The sequence below is a fragment of the uncultured Kocuria sp. genome (assembly GCF_947500125.1).
Taxonomy (GTDB): domain Bacteria; phylum Actinomycetota; class Actinomycetes; order Actinomycetales; family Micrococcaceae; genus Kocuria.
The window spans coordinates 1-19,215 of sequence record NZ_CANMRA010000012.1 but is presented as its reverse complement, the minus strand read 5'-3'; the positions used below and the strand labels follow the sequence as shown (position 1 = coordinate 19,215).

At 71.5% G+C, this 19,215-nt stretch carries 15 protein-coding genes and 1 tRNA gene; 8 read left to right on the top strand and 8 right to left on the bottom strand.

The features are described 5' to 3' along the window. Positions 1 to 61 precede the first annotated feature (61 nt). Positions 62 to 1,261, top strand: a complete 1,200-nt coding sequence (locus Q0817_RS09735; RefSeq protein ID WP_298586425.1) for a PP2C family protein-serine/threonine phosphatase — start codon at positions 62 to 64, stop codon at positions 1,259 to 1,261. A 36-nt stretch (positions 1,262 to 1,297) separates the two neighbouring features. On the opposite strand, the gene opgC is transcribed toward Q0817_RS09735, so the two are convergent. The 4 genes from opgC to Q0817_RS09715 all read right to left on the bottom strand — a co-directional run bounded on the left by opgC (position 1,298) and on the right by Q0817_RS09715 (position 6,317). Beyond that, positions 1,298 to 3,817 carry an OpgC domain-containing protein gene (gene opgC / locus Q0817_RS09730; RefSeq protein ID WP_298586422.1) on the bottom strand — a complete coding sequence of 840 codons (2,520 nt, stop codon included), beginning with the start codon at positions 3,815 to 3,817 and terminating at the stop codon, positions 1,298 to 1,300. 368 nt (positions 3,818 to 4,185) lie between these two features. Then, positions 4,186 to 4,758: a hypothetical protein gene (locus Q0817_RS09725; RefSeq protein WP_298586419.1), complete on the bottom strand. Its 573-nt coding sequence runs from the start codon at positions 4,756 to 4,758 to the stop codon at positions 4,186 to 4,188. Positions 4,759 to 5,202: 444 nt separating this feature from the next. Further along, a tRNA-Thr gene (locus Q0817_RS09720) sits at positions 5,203 to 5,279 on the bottom strand. A gap of 174 nt (positions 5,280 to 5,453) precedes the next feature. Continuing rightward, a complete protein-coding gene (locus Q0817_RS09715) occupies positions 5,454 to 6,317 on the bottom strand; it encodes a DsbA family protein (RefSeq protein ID WP_298586416.1) in 864 nt (287 codons plus the stop codon). A gap of 213 nt (positions 6,318 to 6,530) precedes the next feature. On the opposite strand from Q0817_RS09715, the gene Q0817_RS09710 reads away from it, so the two are divergent. The 3 genes from Q0817_RS09710 (at position 6,531) to ugpC (ending at position 10,083) form a co-directional block, all read left to right on the top strand. After that, positions 6,531 to 7,985, top strand: coding sequence for a trehalose-6-phosphate synthase (locus tag Q0817_RS09710; RefSeq protein WP_298586685.1), 1,455 nt, complete (start codon positions 6,531 to 6,533; stop codon positions 7,983 to 7,985). Further along, positions 7,985 to 8,791, top strand: a complete 807-nt coding sequence (gene otsB, locus Q0817_RS09705; protein ID WP_298586413.1) for a trehalose-phosphatase — start codon at positions 7,985 to 7,987, stop codon at positions 8,789 to 8,791. The genes Q0817_RS09710 and otsB overlap by 1 nt, the downstream gene beginning before the upstream one ends. A 152-nt stretch (positions 8,792 to 8,943) precedes the next feature. Further along, the gene (ugpC, locus tag Q0817_RS09700) at positions 8,944 to 10,083 is read left to right on the top strand and encodes an ABC transporter ATP-binding protein (protein WP_298586410.1); all 1,140 of its coding nucleotides are present in this window, start codon (positions 8,944 to 8,946) and stop codon (positions 10,081 to 10,083) included. Positions 10,084 to 10,221: 138 nt separating this feature from the next. Here ugpC and Q0817_RS09695 read toward each other — a convergent pair whose 3' ends face one another. Together Q0817_RS09695 and Q0817_RS09690 are read right to left on the bottom strand one after the other, a co-directional pair. Then, positions 10,222 to 10,425 carry a hypothetical protein gene (locus Q0817_RS09695; RefSeq protein ID WP_298586407.1) on the bottom strand — a complete coding sequence of 68 codons (204 nt, stop codon included), beginning with the start codon at positions 10,423 to 10,425 and terminating at the stop codon, positions 10,222 to 10,224. Between the two features lie 116 nt (positions 10,426 to 10,541). Then, complete coding sequence (locus Q0817_RS09690) at positions 10,542 to 11,363, bottom strand: MurR/RpiR family transcriptional regulator (protein ID WP_298586404.1); 822 nt, start codon at positions 11,361 to 11,363, stop codon at positions 10,542 to 10,544. A gap of 86 nt (positions 11,364 to 11,449) precedes the next feature. Between Q0817_RS09690 and Q0817_RS09685 the strand changes: the two genes are divergently transcribed. Then, positions 11,450 to 12,727 carry a DUF4032 domain-containing protein gene (locus tag Q0817_RS09685; RefSeq protein ID WP_298586401.1) on the top strand — a complete coding sequence of 426 codons (1,278 nt, stop codon included), beginning with the start codon at positions 11,450 to 11,452 and terminating at the stop codon, positions 12,725 to 12,727. 22 nt (positions 12,728 to 12,749) lie between these two features. Here Q0817_RS09685 and Q0817_RS09680 read toward each other — a convergent pair whose 3' ends face one another. Continuing rightward, on the bottom strand, positions 12,750 to 13,325 hold the full coding sequence (locus Q0817_RS09680) for a TetR/AcrR family transcriptional regulator (RefSeq protein WP_298586398.1): 576 nt from the start codon (positions 13,323 to 13,325) through the stop codon (positions 12,750 to 12,752). A gap of 38 nt (positions 13,326 to 13,363) precedes the next feature. Next, a complete protein-coding gene (locus Q0817_RS09675; RefSeq protein WP_298586395.1) occupies positions 13,364 to 15,622 on the bottom strand; it encodes an HAD-IB family hydrolase in 2,259 nt (752 codons plus the stop codon). Positions 15,623 to 15,770: 148 nt separating this feature from the next. Between Q0817_RS09675 and Q0817_RS09670 the strand changes: the two genes are divergently transcribed. The 3 genes from Q0817_RS09670 to Q0817_RS09660 are packed head-to-tail and all read left to right on the top strand — an operon-like array spanning position 15,771 to position 19,055. Continuing rightward, complete coding sequence (locus Q0817_RS09670; RefSeq protein WP_298586392.1) at positions 15,771 to 16,559, top strand: SDR family oxidoreductase; 789 nt, start codon at positions 15,771 to 15,773, stop codon at positions 16,557 to 16,559. Then, positions 16,556 to 17,341: a 1-acyl-sn-glycerol-3-phosphate acyltransferase gene (locus Q0817_RS09665; protein WP_298586390.1), complete on the top strand. Its 786-nt coding sequence runs from the start codon at positions 16,556 to 16,558 to the stop codon at positions 17,339 to 17,341. The genes Q0817_RS09670 and Q0817_RS09665 overlap by 4 nt, the downstream gene beginning before the upstream one ends. 40 nt (positions 17,342 to 17,381) lie before the next feature. After that, positions 17,382 to 19,055 (top strand): FAD-binding oxidoreductase, encoded by a 1,674-nt coding sequence (locus Q0817_RS09660; RefSeq protein ID WP_298586387.1) that lies wholly within the window; start codon positions 17,382 to 17,384, stop codon positions 19,053 to 19,055. Positions 19,056 to 19,215: the final 160 nt, after the last annotated feature.

Below are 19,215 nucleotides of genomic sequence, written 5' to 3'. Positions count from 1 at the left end.
GCTTACCCCCTGATCGGCTCGGCCCGGCGGCGGCCCGAGCGCCGGTGAGTAGGGTGGTGGCATGTCCGTCGATCTGGCCGATGTCACCGCCGCCCGCCGCCGCGTGCGGGCCCTGCACGCCCTCAACGTGCTGGACACCCCGCGCGAGCAGCGCTACGACCGCATCGTCCGGCTGGCGCAGCGGATGTTCGACGTGCCCATGGTGGCGGTCAACCTCATCGACGCGGACCGGCAGTGGACCAAGGCCGAGGCGGGACTCGACGGGCTGGAGAACACCCCGTCCCCCGATTCGATGTGCCGCCACGCGGTGCAACGACCGGGCGCCCTGATCGTGACGGACACGACCGCGGACGACCGGTTCCGCGACAACGTCTTCGTCCGCCGGGACCCGCACGTGCGGTTCTACGCCGGCCAGCCGCTGGAGGCGCCGGGGGGTGAGCGCATCGGCTCCCTGTGCCTGCTCGACACGAGGCCCCGGACCCTGAGCACCGACGAGCGGACGCTGCTGCAGGAGATGGCCGGCTGGGTGGAGCGGGAGCTGGCGCTGCAGAACGAGCTGGACCGCGCCGCCCAGGTCCAGCAGGTCCTCATGCCCCGCACGGCCCCGCACGTCGACGGGTACGAGCTCGCCGGCCGGTGCGTACCCACCCAGGCGATCGGCGGCGACTTCTTCGCCTGGCACCTCCTCGACGGCGAGCAGCTGCAGCTGCACGTGGCCGACGTGATGGGCAAGGGCATCCCGGCGGCGCTGATCGCCGCCTCGGTGCGTGCGATGCTGGTGGGCGCCGCCCAGTTCAACGACCAGGGCAGCGCGTTCGCCCGGGTCGCCGTGGCATCGCAGGAGCTGCTGTCCGACACCGGCGCGTTCGTCACCGCGTTCTCCGCCCGCCTGGACCCGGCCACCGGGCGGGTCGACTACGTCGACGCCGGCCACGGTCTCGCCTTCGTCTTCAGCGCGGACGGCTACCGTCCGCTGGAGCGGTCGGGCCCCCCGCTGGGCGTCTTCCCGGACGACACCTGGGACCTCCACAGCACCGTGCTCGAGCCGGGCGAGACGCTGGTGGTGGTCAGCGACGGGTTCCTCGACTTCTTCCCCACGCTGGAGGAGACGCTCGACCGGGCCGTCGGGGCCGAGATCCACGGCCTGCCCGTCGCGGAGCTCGTCGACCGCGCCGTCGCCTTCGCCGGCGCGCAGGGACACCCTGACGACGTCACCGTGGTGGCCCTGCGCCGCAGCGTGCCGGACGCCCGCCGCTCCTGAACCGGGGCACTCGGGGCGTCCGGACCGGGCCGGATCTCACCGGGGGACGATCCGGAACAGGAATCCGGTCCGGACCATGACCCACAGCAGACCCAGGACCACGACGTAGGCGGCGGTGTTGCCCCACAGGTTCCCCTGCTGCAGGGCGGGGACGTTGGCCACGGCGAGGATCAGGAACACGTGCATGACGAACACGTACAGGGTCGCCTGCCCCAGCGGGACGAGGAACCACCCGATCGCGCGCTCGAGCGGTCTCCAGTAGGCACTGAGCGCGGCGTAGCCGGCGACCACCACGAGGAGCACGTTCACCAGCCGGCCGACCCCCAGGTAGGTCCGGCCGAAGAAGGCGTCGTAGACCGTGCGGAACGTCGACTCCGGCAGCAGGGCCAACCGGACGTCATAGGCGTTCGTGAGGTACGGGCTGGACCAGGCGAAGAGCGCGAAGACCACGGCCAGCGCCAGGCACGCGCCCAGCACGGGGCGCCGCCGCCGGTGGGAGAACCAGTCGACGATCTGCCGCCGGTGGTGACCGGCCGTCATGCCGACGACGAACAGGACCTGCCACACCAGCAGGGGGAACGAGTCCTCGAACTGGGACGGCAGCAACCGGATCCGGAAGACGGTGCCCGCCGTGTAGAGGGCCAGGCTGACCGCCAGGACCAGCCACGCACGCCCACGCGCCAGAGCGGCCAGCACCAGAGGGCTCACCAGCAGCAGGATCACGTACAGACCCATGATGTTGAACTGCCACGGACCGATCTGCAGCAGGAGCAGGGACGGGATCAGGTGGGCGGGGACGGGGAACTGCAGCAGTCCTTCCATCCCGGAGTAGAGATCGTACGTGGTGCCCGCGGCCCCGGCCCCGGCGGCGCCGGTCCCCTGGTCCGTGAACGTGGTGACGGCTCCTGCGTCCAGGAAGGGCAGCAGGCTGAGGCCGTAGACGGCCAGCACCACCACCAGGGCGGTCACGTAGAGCTTCCAGGCCCTCGAGATCGTGCGGTCGACCACGACCCCGAGGTCGTCCTTCGCCCGTGGCCCGTGGACCATGCCCAGGACCGCCCCGGAGAGCAGGACGAACAGTTCGGCCCCCGAGACGACGCCGACGGTCTCCTGCGTCAGCAGCTGGAACACCGACGCGATCCCCACGTGGTTGACGACCACGAACACGATGGCCGCTCCGCGCAGCATGTCGATGCGGAGGTCCCGCCGGGAGGGGTCCGCGTACGCCCACGCTCTGGCCGGCCCCCGGAGCGGGAGGACCCAGAGGAACAGCGCCACGGCGAGCACGGCCAGGGCCCCGCCCCAAGCCGCCGGGCCCTCGAGCACGGACCCTGTCGCCGGGGGGTCCGCGCCCGGGGGCTCCGACCGTTCGGTGACGGGCCCGGTCACCAGGGCGGAGTCCCGCAGCCGGTCGCCGGCGGCCGTGACCGTCCCGGCCCCGGCCGTGATCCGCCAGTCGACGGTCACCGCGCCGTCGTCGCGCTGCTCGATCGTCTCGTTCCACACGACCGCGCGGACACGGTCGTGGTCTCCCGCGGAGGTCGCCGCGAGCACCTGGTCCCACCAGGCCCCCTTGATGTCCGGCTCGGAAGGACCGCCGGCCCCCGGACTGTAGAAGGCACCGGTCTCCACCATGAGGGGTTTCCCGCGGCCCACGGCGTACTCGGCGTAGAAGTCGTCCTCCCCCGACGGCCCGGCCGCCTCCCCGGATCCCAGCATGGCACTGAACTTTCCGGGCGCGGGCAGGACGTTGCGGGCCGGGCCGTTGCCCGTCTCGTCGTGATAGGCGACCAGTCCTGCCCAGTCCACCGCGTCGTCGCCCGGATAGTAGGGACCGTAGGGGTCGTCGTCCTGGTCCCAGACCCCGTCGCCGGTCGTGTCCAGGAGAGCCAGTTCACCGCCCGGCGGTGGGGTGCCGGACGGGGCGCGGAAGGGGTAGTCCGTGCCGGCCGTCGGCGACCAGACCATGACCGGGTTCCCGAGCTCGGCGTCCAGCGCTGCCGCCACCGCCCGGAACGCCTCGGTGTACGCCCGGGGCTGCTGCCCCCACGGCACCCAGGCGGCGTTCATCTGCGGGGCGAAGCGGACGAAGACCGTGCCACCGAACCCTTCCGCGGCGTCCGCCAGCTGTCCCGCCAGGACGGAGGCCTGTGCCTCGTCCACCCGGCCCAGCGCGATCTCAGGGCGGATCGTGAGCAGGGCGTGGGCGCCCTGCCCGGAGACCTGGGAGAAGTAGTCCCGCAGGTGGCCCCGCTCCTGCTCGCTCATCGGCAGCGGGACGGGCCTGCCGTAGACGGCCGCCGGCGTCCCGAGACGCTCGGCGTGGTCGGCCGCCGTGTCCGCGCCCCAGTCCAGCAGCGCCCCCAGGTACGGGCCGTCGGGCTCCTGCTCCTCCGCCGCCCGCACCGGCCCGGCCGGTGCGGCGAGGAGCACGAGCAGCAGCAGGATCAGCGCCGCAGCGGCCCGGGGGCGCACGCGTCGTCGGGCGATGGGTACCAGGGTGCCCTCCAGGGTCGGTCCGCGTGCGGCGTCGGGCGCTCGCAGGGGGGGTGTCATCGCCCGCGGGCACCGAGGCGGCCGCATGGTCCTGGCGAGGACTACGGATGTCACGGGGAAGGACTCCTCCCGCGTGCGTCCACCGATATCACCACGGTGCGGTGCCGGACGCGCGGAAGCTCGGCCCGTGTCCTCGGAGTCTTCCCCGCCGGGAGCCGGGATCCCGTACGGACCGCGCTGGAAGGTTCAGTCCGCGGGGCTGGCGGGGGTCGACGGAGGCGGCACCGGCTGACGCCCCGCACAGGGGAGCGCTCCGTCCACCACGGGACGGAGCGCTCGTTCCCTCGCGCGGGGTCCGGTCCTACGGGCGGCTGCCGCGACCGGTGGTCGCCGGCGGCTCGTGCACGTCAGGACGCGGGCTCAGCGGCTCAGTGCTTGCCGCTCTTCTCGTGCCGGTGATCACCCTCGTCCTTCATGTCCTCGTGGTGGTCCCTGCTCCGCTTGTTGTCGTCGTCGTAGAAGTGCCACTTCTGGTGCTCTTCGCAGTACCACCAGTGATCCTCGTGATCGTGGTCGTCGTACTTCTTGTCGTCGTCCTTGTCGTGGCGGTGGTCGCGGTCCCTGTCGTTGCGGTCGTGGTCGCGGTCGTAGCCGCCCTTGTCGCGGCGATCTCGGTCGTCGTGGTCCTTGTCGCGGCGGTCGCGGTCACGGTCCCTGTCGTTGCGGTCCCAGTCACGATCCTGGTCGTATTTGTCGTCCCGGCCCCGATCGTCGTCGCCGTCGCGATGGCGGTCGCCCTTCCGCCCGTCGTCGTGGTCTCCGCGGTCTCCACGATCTCCGCGGTCTCCACGATCGCGATGCTTGTTCTCGCGTTTGTCTTTGCCATCATCCTGCTCGTAGTTACGATTGTCGGACCCCGCGACCGCCGGGGTGGCAACCGTTCCTCCCACGAGGGCGGCGGCCATGGCCGCGCCGACGAGGGTCTTCCGCAGAGTGCTCATGAGGTGCTCCTGTGGACAGGGCATGACATGGGGATCGTCATGCGATTGAGATGTTCCGAGACCTGGGCAAGAGGTCTCGCCTATGAGATAGGTATGAACACCGTAGGAGTGTCCTGAGTCACGGTTCAAGACTCCGACCAGGGCGATCGCCATCACGGTTCTGTCTCGTCGCACCCCCGGAGCGGCATGTCTCGCCCGGACCCTCGCCGGCGTGGTCCCCGCCTCGCCGGGTCCACGGCCGGCATCGCGGCCGGAGTTCCGGATCCCAGTGCTGGCGCGGATTCCGGCGGCGCCGTTCCCGAGCGCACCTTCGGTGGACGGGTCCCACCGGAGCTGCGGCGCATGTTGTGGCCGCGCGGACATCAGCAGGCTTATATCTCATGCTGAGACCTCAGCGCAACATGTGACGTCACATGTGGTCGCGAGCGCACAGTCCCGGGCCGGTGGAGCCCCCTACCGGATTCGAACCGGTGACCCCCTGTTTACAAGACAGGTGCTCTGGCCAGCTGAGCTAAGGAGGCGAGGCCGCCCTCGGGCTTCCGCAGGATGCGGCCCGAACGGACGGTCCCTCAGGATATCGGACGCGCCGGGGGACCCCGAAATCCCCCGAACGCCGGAAGGGCCCGTACAGCGCGACGGCGCCGCACCCTTCGAAAGAGGACGCGGCGCCGTCGCGCTGTACGGGAGCGAGGACCCTACTCCTTGGCCTCCACTGCCGCGTCGAGGGCGTCCTGGAAGGGCTCGTTGCCGAGCCGCTCGCCGTCGACGAAGACAGTCGGGGTGCCGGAGACGCCGTTGGCGAGGGACTCCTGCGAGACCACGTTCACCATCGGCCGCCACGTGTTCTCCTCGAGCGCGCTCGCGATGTCGGCGCCGTGCGTGGAGGCGATCTCCACGAGCTGCTCGTCGTCGAGCCCACCGGTGCCCTGGTGCGAGAAGACCTCCTCGACGAAGGCCAGGTACTGCTCGGAGGAGACCTGGTTGCCCACCTCGTAGGCAGCGGCCGCGGCCCGGGAGGAGTACTGCGTCGGCGTCGAGCGGTCGAGGAAGTTCAGGTTGCGGTACTCGAGGGTGATGTCACCGGAGGTCACGGCCTCCTCGAGCGCGTCGGCGTTCTCGGCCTCGAAGTCGGCGCAGTGCACGCACTCGAAGTCCTGGAAGATCACGACCTGCACGGGCTCGTCGTCGCCCGAGGCCTCGACGCCCATCGGGACGGCGGACTCGTCCGGGGTCTCCGGCGCCTCGGGGACCTCGCCGAGGTCACGCTCCTGGACCTCGGACTCGCCGGTGCGGATCCCGTCGGCCGTCAGCACCGTACCGCCCCACTGGTTGGCGCTGGCGGGAACGGGCCCGGCCTCGGGGATCTGCTGGGCACGGTTCTGCGCCACGACGATGCCGATCACCGCGACGATGACGAGGACCAGGGCGAGGATGCCCAGCTGCAGGATCCGGCGGGAGCGCTTGTCCTGCCGCGCGTGCTGGTCGGCGACCTGCCGCGCCCGCTCTCGGGCGGCGTCGCGGTTCCGGGGGTCGGGGGTCGTGCTGCTGCTGGATGCCATGGGTCCTCTTCGAAAGATCCTCGGGGGCGGATGGGGACGTGTCGTCGCCCAGATTATCGGACCCCCTCCCGGCCCGCCGACTCAGGAGATCATCAGGCGGAACCGTGAGCACACTGATGAATAGACTGTGGGCAGGACGACGACGACCTACCGGAAGGACCCCTCGTGAGTGCAGAGCAGACCACCACCGCCTCCTCGGCCGATCTGGAGCAGGTGTCGGAGCCCCGGACCGATGTGCCCCACGAGGCCGGCTACGACTTCGTCGTGGTCTCCAACCGGTTGCCGGTGGAGCGCGTCGTGGAGCACGGGGAGTCGTCCTGGCGCCGCTCCCCCGGCGGCCTCGTGGCCGCGCTGTCCCCCGTCATGGCCCGCAACGCCGGCGCCTGGGTGGGCTGGCACGGGGCCGCCGACGAGACGCTCGAGCGCTTCGACCACGACGTCTTCCACCTCGCACCGGTGCCGCTGTCCGCCGAGGAGGTGGAGGCCTACTACGAGGGCTTCTCCAACGCGTCGCTCTGGCCCCTCTACCACGACGTCATCGCCCCACCGGAGTTCCACCGCACGTGGTGGAACTCCTACCGCCGGGTCAACCGCCGCTTCGCGGAGCGGACCGCCGAGGTCGCCGCCGAGCACGCCACGGTGTGGGTGCAGGACTACCAGCTGCAGCTGGTCCCCAAGATGCTGCGGGAGCTGCGGCCGGACCTCACGATCGGCTTCTTCAACCACATCCCGTTCCCGCCCCTGGAGATCTTCGCGCAGCTGCCCTGGCGGCGCGCCGTCCTCGACGGCCTCTCCGGGGCGGACCTCATCGGCTTCCAGCGCCCCGGTGACGCCCAGAACTTCCAGCGCTGCGTGCGGCGGTTCCTGGACGTGCCGTTCAAGAACGGGGCGGCGCGGTTCGGCACGGAGGACGCCGCGTGGACCGTGCACGCGCAGGCCTACCCGATCTCCATCGACGCGGAGGCGATCCAGGAGCTGGCCTCGCGGCCGGAGGTCAAGGAGCGGGCCCGGGAGATCCGGCACGAGCTCGGCGACCCCGAGACCGTGTTCCTGGGCGTCGACCGCCTGGACTACACCAAGGGCATCCTGCACCGCATCAAGGCCTACGGGGAGCTGCTGGAGGACGGCAGGCTGACGGTGGGGCCGTCGGTGCTGGTGCAGGTGGCCAATCCCTCACGGGAACGCGTGGAGTCCTACGTCCAGCTGCGGGAGGACGTGGAAGGCCTCGTGGGCCACCTCAACGGCCAGCACGACACCATCTCGCACACCGCGATCCGCTATCTGCACCACGGCTATCCGTTCGAGGAGATGGTGGCGCTGTACCTGGCGACGGACGTCATGCTGGTGACCTCCCTCCGGGACGGCATGAACCTGGTGGCGAAGGAGTACGTCGCGGCCAAGACGGACGGGTCCGGGACCCTGGTCCTCTCGGAGTTCACGGGCGCCGCCGAACAGCTCAAACAGGCGCTGCTGGTCAACCCCCACGACATCGACGGGCTCAAGGACGCGATGCTGCGAGCCAAGGACATGCCCGCGGCCGAGGCGAAGAAGCGGATGCGCTCGATGCGCCGGCAGGTCCTGGGCAATGACGTCAACGACTGGTCGGAGGCGTTCCTGCGGGACCTCGCCCGCACCCGCCCGGGAACGACCGGCGAGGAGGAGCAGTGATGGAGCCGCACGAGGACATCCGCCCGGCACTCGAGGAGGCCCTCCCCCGGGCCGCCGAGGCCGAGACCCTGCTGGTCGCCCTGGACTTCGACGGCACCCTGGCCCCGTTCACGGACGACCCGGACGACAGCCGTGCCCTGCCGGAGGCCCAGTCCGCGCTCGAGGCGCTGCTCGAGCTGGACCGCACGTACGTGGCCGTCATCTCCGGCCGGCCCATGCGGTTCCTGCGCTCCGTGGTGGACCCGGCCGGCCGGATGCTCCTGTCCGGCTCGCACGGGGCGGAGCTGCTCCTCGACGCTCTGGGGGACGCGGCGGCAGACACCGAGCTGCAGCTCTCCCCCGCCCAGGAGGAGCTGCTGGCGCAGGCCACCGCCCTCGTGGAGGCGCAGGTGACCCGGTATCCAGGGTCCAAGCTGGAGCTCAAGCCCACGGGGGCCGCCTTCCACACCCGCACGATGGCGGATCAGTCCCGGTGCGCCCGGGCCGAGCAGGAGATGATCGAGCAGTTCGAACAGCTCGAGGGACTGAAGATCACCCCCGGCCAGCACGTGGTCGAGTCCTCGGTGCACTCCGCGACGAAGGGTGAGGGGATCACGGCGTTCATGCAGGCCACCGGCGCGGACGTCACCCTGTTCGCCGGCGACGACGTGACGGACGAGAACGCCATGCGCGAGCTCGGTCCCGCCGATCTCGGGATCAAGGTGGGCACGGGGGAGACCGTGGCCACGCACCGCGTCGCCTCGGCGGAGGAGCTGGCCGCGGCCCTGACCCGGCTGGCCGGGCTGCGGCGGGACGCGCAGCAGTGAACTCGGACGACGAGGACGTTCGACGACGGCGAGCCGCCGACACCGGCGCCCGGAAGGTGATTAGGATCACTGTGGTCCCCATCACGTGATGGGGACAGCTCTTCTCCTTCGGATCGTCCGGCACGTGCCTGCCGGGAAAGAGGCTGTGAACCATGTCTTCTGTGCGCTACGCCAATGTGACCTGTCAGTACCCGGGGGCCGAGCGGCCCTCGGTCACCGACCTGAACCTGGAGATCGCCGACGGGGAGTTCCTCGTCCTCGTTGGGCCTTCTGGGTGCGGGAAGTCCACCACCCTGCGGATGCTCGCCGGGCTCGAGGAGGTCACCGGCGGGAACATCTACATCGGGGACCGCGACGTCACCGATGTCCCCTCCCGGGACCGGGACATCGCGATGGTCTTCCAGAACTACGCCCTGTACCCGCACATGACCGTGGCCGAGAACATGGGCTTCGCCCTGAAGATCGCCAAGATCTCCCCCGAGGAGCGCCGCCGCCGGGTGGAGGAGGCCGCGAAGATCCTGGACCTGTCCGACTACCTGGACCGCAAGCCCAAGGCGCTGTCCGGCGGGCAGCGCCAGCGCGTGGCCATGGGGAGGGCGATCGTGCGCTCCCCGCAGGTGTTCCTGATGGACGAGCCGCTGTCCAACCTGGACGCGAAGCTGCGTGTCCAGACCCGCACCCAGATCGCGTCGCTGACCCGCCGGCTCGGCGTGACGACGGTGTACGTGACCCACGACCAGGTCGAGGCCATGACCATGGGCGACCGGGTCGCGGTGCTCAAGGACGGGCACCTGATGCAGGTCGACACCCCGCGGGCGCTCTACGACCGGCCCGCTACGGAGTTCGTGGCCGGGTTCATCGGGTCCCCGGCGATGAACCTCTTCCGCGTGCCCGTCACGGGCGGGTCGGCCACCTTCGGCACGATGTCCCTGGAACTCACCCGTGAGCAGCAGGCGCACCTGACCGGGACCCACGTGACCGTCGGGATCCGCCCGGAGGACCTGCACCCGGCCGCCGAAGGACAGGGGCTGCCGATCGAGGCCGACGTGGTCGAGGAGCTCGGCGCCGACGCGTTCGTCTACGGCCACCTCGCCCCGGTCACCGCCGCGAACACCATCGTCCAGGTCGACCCGACCGGGACCGTGGAGGAGGACGCCGCCGGCGCCCACGAGATCATCGTGCGGGCCGAGGGCCGCACCCCACCGCGGGCCGGGACCACGATCTGGGTCGCCCCGAACCTGGAGCACGTCCACCTCTTCGACACCGCCACCGGCAACCGCCTCCCCGACTGACCCGCGGACCGACGGGTCGACAGGCCGACAGGCCGACGGATCAGCGGATCGGCGAGGCGGCGACAGCGCGCGCACCGCACCTGCGCCACGGCGCCCTCCCCTCATCGGGGAGGGCGCCGTGGCGCGTCCGGAGCCGGGTCAGTCGCGGGCGGGGTGGTCGGCGAGCACCTGCTCGACGAGCTCGGGGTCGGCGTCCCGCACGTCCCAGTTCCCGGTGCGCTCGTGATAGGCCTGCGCGGCGGCCGTCACGTTGTAGCGGCTGGCGTCGCGCGGCGGATCGGAGTGCTCGAGCACGTGGATGAGATGCGTCTCGGCCTGGGCGAGCGCCTGGGGATCATGCATGGCGGGTTCCTTCCGGTACGGACCGGACCGCTCCCGGCCCGGATCGATCAGCCAACTGACGAATCCTAGCCGACGGACCCTTGCGGCGCACCGGGCGCCCACGACCACGGCCCGTCTCAGCGCAGGTCCAGCTCCTCGAGTTCCTCGTAGAGCTCGGCGGCGCGGCCCACCCGTCGTCGTCCCTCCGGACCTGCCGCGGCGAGCACTCCGTCGGCGAGCACCGACACGAGACTCATGGCCGCCGCGTAGGAGTCGAACGGCCCGACACCGTCGAGGGGGCACTCGATCCACAGGTCCACGGCCGACGCGTGGCGACGGGCCGTGCTGTCCGCGACGAGGACGGTCCGCGCCCCCGTGGCCACGCAGACCTCCACCAGGCGCTCGAACCCACGGGGACGCCGCCGGAAGCCCAGCAGCACGATGACGTCGCCCTCGCCGAGGTCCACGAGCTCCTCGCCGAGGGTCTGTCCGGGCAGCGGCGCGAGCCGTACCCGGTCCCGTGCCTGCTGGAGCTGCTGCTTCAGGTGCAGCGCGACCGGGTAGCTGTTGCGCAGACCGATGAGCATCACCGTCCCCGCGTCCGCCAGCGCGCGCACTGCCTGGGCGGGGCGGTCCTCCCCCGCCGGGTCCAGGACCTTGCGCAGGTTCTTGAGCTCCTGCTCCAGGTGCTGGCTCAGCTCCGGGTCGGCGTCGGCCCCCAGGGGCACGCCCTGCTGTCGCAGGGTCCGGGCCGTCTCCCGGAGGTCGGTGAAGGACTCGAAGCCCAGGTGCCGGTACAACCGGGAGAGGGTGGCGCGGGAGACGCCGCTCATCTGCGCCAGCTCCGCCGAGCTGTACAGGGCGAGGTCGTCCAGGTGGTCCAGGATCAGGTCGGCGGCGCGCTGCTCCTGGGGCGAGAGCCCGGCGTAGTGCGCGTGGATGCGCTGTTCGATCGACACCCTCACCACCCTAACCACCACGGGGATCGAGCGCGGGAGGGCCCGCGGCGGGACCAGGACCGCCCCGGTTGCTAGCATGGCCCGTTATGAAGGGTTCCCTCGACCCCCGCTTCCCCCTCGCGCCCCAGAACGACTCCGCCCGCGGCGGACGGTCCGGGAGCGTGTCCATCCAGACGGCCTTCCCGGACCCGGTACTGCTCGAGCTGCCGTGGGACACGCCCCTCGAGCAGTGGCCGGAGGACGTCCTCGCCGCTCTGCCCCGCGGGATCTCCCGGCACGTCGTGCGCTTCGCCCACGCCGGCGGGAAGGTCGTCGCCGTCAAGGAGACCGTTCCCCACTACGCCCGGCACGAGTACGCCACCCTGCGCCGGCTCCAGCGCATGGGCATCCCCTCCGTGGTGCCGGACTCCGTGGTCACGGACCGGTACACCCCCGAGGGAGAGCTCCTGCCGGCGGCCCTGGTGACGGACCACCTGAGCTTCTCCCTCCCCTACCGGGCCATCTTCTCGGCCGGTCCCAGCGCCGCCACGGTCGAGCGGCTCGTGGACGCGCTCGCCTCGCTGATCGTGCAGCTGCACCTCTCCGGCTTCTACTGGGGCGACGTCTCGCTCTCCAACACGCTGTTCCGCCGGGACGCCGGCGCGTTCGCCGCCTACCTGGTGGACGCGGAGACAGGCGAGATCCATCCGCAGCTCACGCGCGGCCAGCGGGGCTACGACATCGAGCTGGCCCGCACGAACGTGGCCGGGGAGATCATGGACCTGCTCGCCGGTGCTGTCGAGGAGGGGCACGACATCGCGGACCTGGTGGACCCCTTCGACGTCTCCGACCGGCTCGTCGCCACCTACGAGTTCCTGTGGCGCGAGCTGACGGTCGAGGAGTCCTTCAGCATGGACGAGCGCTGGCGCGTGGTGGAGCGGGTGCGCCGCCTCAACGAGCTCGGCTTCGACGTCGAGGAGGCCTCCATGGACACGGTCGACGGCCGGATCCGGCTGCGCCCCCAGGTCGTGGAGCCCGGCCACCACACCCGTCGCCTGCAGCGGCTCACGGGTCTCAGCGCCCACGAGAACCAGGCGCGCCGGCTGCTCACCGACATCGCCCAGCTCGGACAGGACCTCTATCCGGGTCTGCCCGAGGAGCTCGTGGCCCAGCTGTGGATGCGCGAGGTCTTCTCCCCGATCATGGAGGCGGTCACTCCACCGATGCGCCGCAAGCTCGAGCCCGCCGAGATCGTGCACGAGGTGCTCGAGCACCGGTGGTTCCTCTCCGAGCGCGCCGGCAAGGACGTGGCGACGCAGACGGCGGTCGAGGACTACGTGGCCTCGGAGCTGGCCCAGCGCCCCGACGAGCGGGAGGTCTTCTGAGCCGGGGGGCGCTCCGCGCCGGTCAGGGTCGGTGCGCCTCGAGCACGCCGGTCAGGGTCCGGTGCACCCGCCGGGGCCAGTCCTCGTCCAGGCTCCCGTACCGGGCCACGTGGGAGTAGGCGGAGCCCAGCACGAAGTCGAGGACGACGTCGACGTCCAGGTCCGGGCTCAGCCGTCCCGCCGCCGTCTCCGCGGCGAGGATCTCCTTGAGCCGCTCCACGCGCGGCCGGACCAGGTGCGTCCGCAGGATCCGGGACGTCTCCGAGTCCGGGTCGCTCAGCAGCGAGACCGCCACGCCGATGCCCATGTCGTGCAGCAGGAAGTCCAGCGCCTCGGCGAGACCCTCGTCCCAGCCGGCCGGGGCGCTCGGGCGCTGCGGCGAGTACGTGGCCACGGCGTCCTGGAGGGCCCCCTCGAGCATCTCCAGGCTGTTGGCGTAGCGGCGGTAGATCGACGTCTTGGCCACGCCGGAGGCCGCCGAGACCGCCTCGATGCTCACCCGGTGCGGCCCGCCCTCCCGGAGGAGGGCGAGTGCCGTCGCGGTGATCTTCTTGTCGGTGGTGACGGTCCGCGGATCGGTCCGGTCGTCGTCGCCCATCGGTGCCCCTCCTGCTCGCCGTCCGCCGCCCCCGGCGGTCAGGCGGTCTTCCAGTCCTCGATGGGCCAGTGGTTCTTCCGGGCCAGCCGGGAGAGAGGCAGGTCGGGATTGACCGTGTAGGGGTGGCCCATGAGCAGCAGCCAGCTGGCGTCCGCGTGGGAGTCCCCGTAGCCGTAGGAGCGGGAGAGGTCGTAGCCGCCCTGCTCCGCGTACTTCTTGAGCCACTGGGCCCGCGCCTCGTCGACCAGGGGCGGCGTGGCGAGGTAGCCGGTCATCACGCCGTCGCGCTCGTCCATCCGGCCCGCCACGACCTCGTCGAAGAGGTGGGCGATCGGCTCCACGAGCAGGTCGATGGACCCGGTGACCAGTACCGTCCGGTGCCCCGCGGCGCGGTGCTCCTCGATCCGGGTCAGGGCCCCGGGGCGCAGGAGGCGCCGCATGTCCTGGCCGAGCGGACCGGCCACCTGCTCCCGCACGGTCTCGGCGGGCACGCCCTGGTAGCGGCGCATGAACGCCCGGATGAACTCCCCGCGGTCCCGCCTCTCGGCCTTCAGGTAGGTCGGGGCGCTCGAGACGAGGTCGGCGACCTCGGCGGGCCACTTCGCGAGGTGGAGCGTCCGGCGGCGCAGCTGCAGGTACTGGCGGATGACCGTGGAGTCCAGGACGGTGCCCTCGAGGTCGAAGACCGCGAGCACGTCCGTGCCCTCGCTGAGACCCCGCCTGGTCGCGTTTCGCCGCTTGGAGGCCGCCTGGAGCCGGCCGTAGGCCTTGGTCATCGTGGTCAGGGCCGGCAGGTGCACGTTCTTCCAGTAGTCGGCCCAGTCGATCGACCGGACGTCGAAGGTCCGGTCCTCGGGCGTACCGGCGGGCAGCGAGTCGTTGAGCTGCCGGGTGCTGGCGTCGTCGAAGATCATCTCGGTCCGCGTGTAGGACTGGTACAGGTCCACGTACGTGCGCAGGGAACCGAGACCGGACTGCATGCGGTGCAGGGAGTTGGCCCACTCGCGGGTGCGGGAGGTCGCGGGCAGCGCCGAGGTGAGCCGGCCACCCACCGCGGAGAGCCTCTCCTTGACCGCCAGCGAGCGCTCCACGGCGTTGTTGGCGGGGAACTTCCACTCGGGCACGCGGATGGGCTTGCCGTCGGCGTCCTCGAGGGGGTGGGCGAGGAAGAAGGACCGGACGTTCTCGTACATCTGGTGGAACGGGAGCGGGTTCGAGGCGCCCGAGCAGACCTGGTAGTACGCGGGGGCGGGGTCCGCCTGCCCGTCCGGGGTGACCGCGCCCGACGGGGCGCGGTGCCCCTCCGTGGCCAGCGCCACGATCGCGTTGACCACGAAGTCGACGGGGATGACGTCGAGCACGGAGTCCGGAAGCCCCGGGAACTCCGGCAGGGCGCCCTTCGCGTAGGCCATGATCAGGGGATCGGCCACCTTGTAGCCGTCGATCCAGCCGGGGTACGGGTGGCGCAGCGCGGACTCGATGATGGAGGGACGGACCACGGAGAGACGGTGTCCGCCGCCCGCCCACTTCTGCTCGGCGACGCGCTCGCCCAGGGCCTTCGTGAAGGTGTAGATGTCGGTCCAGCCGAGGGACTGGGCCCGGGTCCGCCCGTACTCGACGAGGCGGGTGCGGACCCACTCCTCGCGCGCGGTCTCCGCGGCGCGGGCCACCGACTTGGGGCCCTCCTTACCGTGGTCCGCCGTGGCGTCGTCGATGATGGCCTGCAGCCGCTCCGGGGTGCGGGAGGCCATCTCGGCCTCGTCGCGCGCCCGCTGGGCGGCCTCGAACTCGGCGGCCCAGTCGACGTCGTGGTCCACGGGCGCCTCTGGACGCAGGCCCTTGGCGATCCCGCCGACGTAGCAGGTGGAGACGTGGATGACGTGCGGGTCCTGTCCGGAGGCCAGGAGCGCGTCGTAGAGACCGGTGGCGCCGCCGACGTTCGTGCTGAAGGCCTCGTGAATGGGCGGGTCGAAGGACACGGTCGAGGCGGAGTGGATCACCACGTCGAACGGTTCCGTGATGCCCGCGAGGGCGGAGAGGTCCCCCTCGAGCACGGCGGTGCGCTCCGCGAAGACCCGCTTGGCCTCGTCCTCGCCCACCGCCTCCCGCCAGGTGCGGAAGGCCGGTTTGCGCAGCAGCTGCCGCAGTCGCTGCTCACCGCTGATGCTGCCCTTCGGCCGGACGACGACGGTGACGTGCACCCCCTCGTGGGCGGACAGCAGCCGTTCGAGCACCGCCTGTCCGAGGAAGCCGGTGGCTCCCGTCAGCAGGACGCGCGTGGTGGGGGTCTCGGTCAACGGTGTTCCTCCGGTGGTGTGCTGGTCCGCGGCCGGTGCGGAGCGGGCGGGGGGCTGCGGGCGGACCCCGCCCGGCGGGCGACGACGGCGCCCCTCGAGCGGACCGCACCCGACTGCGCTACGGCTACCGTAGTGTAGCCTAGATCTCATGCTTACCGCTCTCGTGACCGGGGGGACGTCCGGCATCGGCGCCGCGTTCGCCGAGGCTCTGGCCCGCCGGGGAAATGCACTCGTCCTGGTGGCCCGCGATGCGGACCGCCTCGAGCAGACGGCGTCCAGGCTGCGCTCGGAGCACGGCGTGCCGGTCGAGGTGCTGGCCGCGGACCTCTCCGACCGCGCCGACGTGGACCGCGTCGCCGCCCGGGTCGAGGATCCCGAGCACCCCGTGGACGTGCTCGTGAACAACGCCGGGTTCTCCGTGAAGACCCGCTTCGCCGACCCGGACACCGGCGCCCACGACCGCGCGTTCGAGGTCATGTGCCGGGCCGTGCTGGTCCTCTCCTCGGCGGCGGCCCGGGCGATGACGGCACGCGGCTCCGGCTGGATCATCAACGTCTCCTCCACCGCCGGACTGGTCACGATGGGCTCGTACTCGGCGATCAAGGCCTACACGACCGCGTTCACCGAGGCCCTGGCCGTGGAGCTCCACGGGACGGGGGTCCACGTCACCGCCCTGCTGCCCGGCTGGGTGCGCACGGAGTTCCACGAGCGCGCTGGCATCAGCGGGTCCTCCATCCCCTCCTTCATGTGGCTCAGCCCCGAGCGAGTGGTCGAGGAGGCGCTCGACGACGTCGCCCGCGGCAAGGTGCTCTCGATGCCCACCAAGCGCTACCGGCTCCTCGGCTTCGCCCTGCGCCACCTGCCGCGCTCCGCGGTGCGCCGGATCTCGGGGCTGGTCGCCTCGGCCCGCCAGAAGGAACGGACGGCCGGCTCGTGAAGCACCGCAAGGATCACGACCCGGTCCCGGTCCGGCGGTCCATCGACGGCGGGGGCACCTCCTCCGCCGCCGAGCCGGCCCCGCCCGCCCCACCGGCCTCCTCCGCGCAGCTGGATCCCGCGCGCTTCCAGGATCCCCGGCGCCGCCTGGCCCGCCGGATCGCCCAGCGGGTGTTCCTGCAGGGGCTCGCCTACCGCACCGTGCGCCGCACGGTCGTGACCCATCCGGCGGCCGAGGCCCTCGACGGTCCCTGCATCGTGGTGGCCAACCACTCCAGCCACCTCGACGCGCCCCTCGTCCTCGGCTCCGTGCCCCCGCGGGTGCGCCGGAACCTGGCGACCGGGGTGGCCGCGGACTACTTCTTCACCGCACCCCACAAGCGGCTGTTCACCGAGCTGATCTTCAACGCGTTCCCGGTGGACCGGACGGGCACCGGAGCGAACCGCGGGCTGTCCAAGCAGCTGCTGAAGGCGGGTGTGCCGCTGCTCGTCTTTCCCGAGGGGACGCGCTCCCGCACGGGCGAGATGGCGTCCTTCAAGATCGGCGCCGCCGGTCTCGCCAAGGCCGTGGGCGTGCCGGTGCTGCCCGTCGCCCTGATCGGGGCGCACGAGGCCATGCCGCACGGCACGCGGTGGCCGCGCCGCGGTCGGCCCCGCGTGGTCGTGGCCGTCGGCGAGCCCTTGGTCGCCCGGGAGAAGGAGCCCACCTCCTCGTTCAACGGCCGCATCGAGGCCTCGGTGCGGGCGCTCTACGCCGAGCACCGGCCGCGCATCGACGCCTGAGCACCACCAGCCCCCCGAGAACCAGGAGAGTACTGCGCAGATGGCACACGTGAAGCACATGAAGTGGTGGGGGTGGGGCGAGGAAGGCGTGCACTTCGAGTACGCGAACAAGCCCGCCTTCGCCCCGTTCGTCAAGAACGCCCTGGACGTGGACCTGCGGCCCCGGCAGCGCGACACCATGGACTTCTCCACGGTGCGCGTCCCCGCCTCCCGGGCCGAGGACTCCCTCCTGGAGGCACTGGCCGCCATCACCGGCGCCGAGCACCTGACGCTCGATGACGAGCTGCGGATCGTGCACTGGGCCGGCAAGTCCGTCACCGAGCTGCTGCTCACCCGGGCGGGCGAGTTCGCGCGCGTACCCGACGTCGTGGTGTACCCCGGCAGCGAGGACGAGGTGGCCCAGGTGCTGCGGCTGGCGGTGGAGCGCGATCTCGTGGTCATCCCGTTCGGGGGCGGCACGAGCATCTCCCGCAGCCTCCAGCCGGACGCGGCAGAGGAACGAACGATCGTTTCACTGGATCTGGGCCGGATGAACCAGGTGCTCTCCCTCGACGAGACCTCCGGTCTCGCCACGATCCAGGCGGGCGTGCTGGGTCCGGACATGGAGGAGCAGCTCAACGCCCGCGGGTGGACGCTGGGACACTTCCCGGACTCCTTCACGCACTCGACCCTCGGCGGCTGGGCCGCCACGCGGTCCTCGGGGATGCAGTCCGACAAGTACGGGGACATCGCCGACATCGTGCGCGGCCTGCGGGTGGTCCGCCCCGGCGGCACCGTGGTGCTGCGCCCTCTCCCCTCGACCTCCACCGGTCCGAGCCTGCGGGAGATGATCATCGGCTCCGAGGGCCGGCTGGGCGTGATCACCCAGCTCGACGTGCACGTGCACCGCATCGCCGAGCACCGCGAGGTCATCGCGTACATGTTCCCCACGTGGCAGCAGGCGCTCACCGCGATGCGCGGGATCGCTCGGTCCGGCGTCAGCACCACCTTCGCCCGGGTCTCCGACGCCCACGAGACCGCGTTCTCCCTGTCCACCCAGAAGGCCCCCGCCACCCTGAAGAAGAAGGTCACGGCCAAGGGCCAGGACCTGCTGTGGGAGCTCATGCGGCGCCGCGGCTGGGACACCGATGCGATGTGCATCGCCTACGTGTGCTTCGAGGGCAGCAAGCCGGAGGTCGAGCGCCGGAAGAAGACGGTGGCCGGCATCGTGAAGAAGCAGGGCGCGCTCGTGCTCGGAGCCGGCCCCGGCGCGCTCTATGACCAGAAGAAGTTCGACACCCCGTACCTGCGCGACTTCCTGCTCGAGCAGAACACCATCGGCGACGTCTCCGAGACCGCCGCACCGTGGTCCAAGCTCACCACCGTGCACCAGGCGGTCTACGAGGCCGCGCACCGGGCCTTCGCGTCGCAGGGCAAGACCGGGTGGATCATGTCCCACATGTCCCACTCGTACCATGCCGGGGCGTGCCTCTACTTCACCTTCGGCTACGAGATCGGTGCGGACCCGCACGGCGAGTACGCCGTGATCAAGAGCGCGATCCAGCAGGCCTTCATCGACGCCGGCGGGACGCTGTCCCACCACCACGGAGTGGGGCTGGAGCACAGTCCCTGGATGGAGCAGGACGTCTCCCCCGAGGGTGTGCAGCTCATGCGCAGCCTGTTCGCCGCGGCGGATCCGGGCGGCAACTTCAACCCGGGCAAGATCGTCGGCTGATCGCCCTCGTGCACGGGAGCAGGCCCTCACCGTGGTGGTGGGGGCCTGTGGCATGTGGGGGCGGTGCGGCGCCGGAACGGGTGGTTAAATGCGGGGAGCCCCCGCACCGTGTGGTGCGGGGGCTCGACCCTTTCTGGTGTGGTCCGGCGGTGTCCTACTC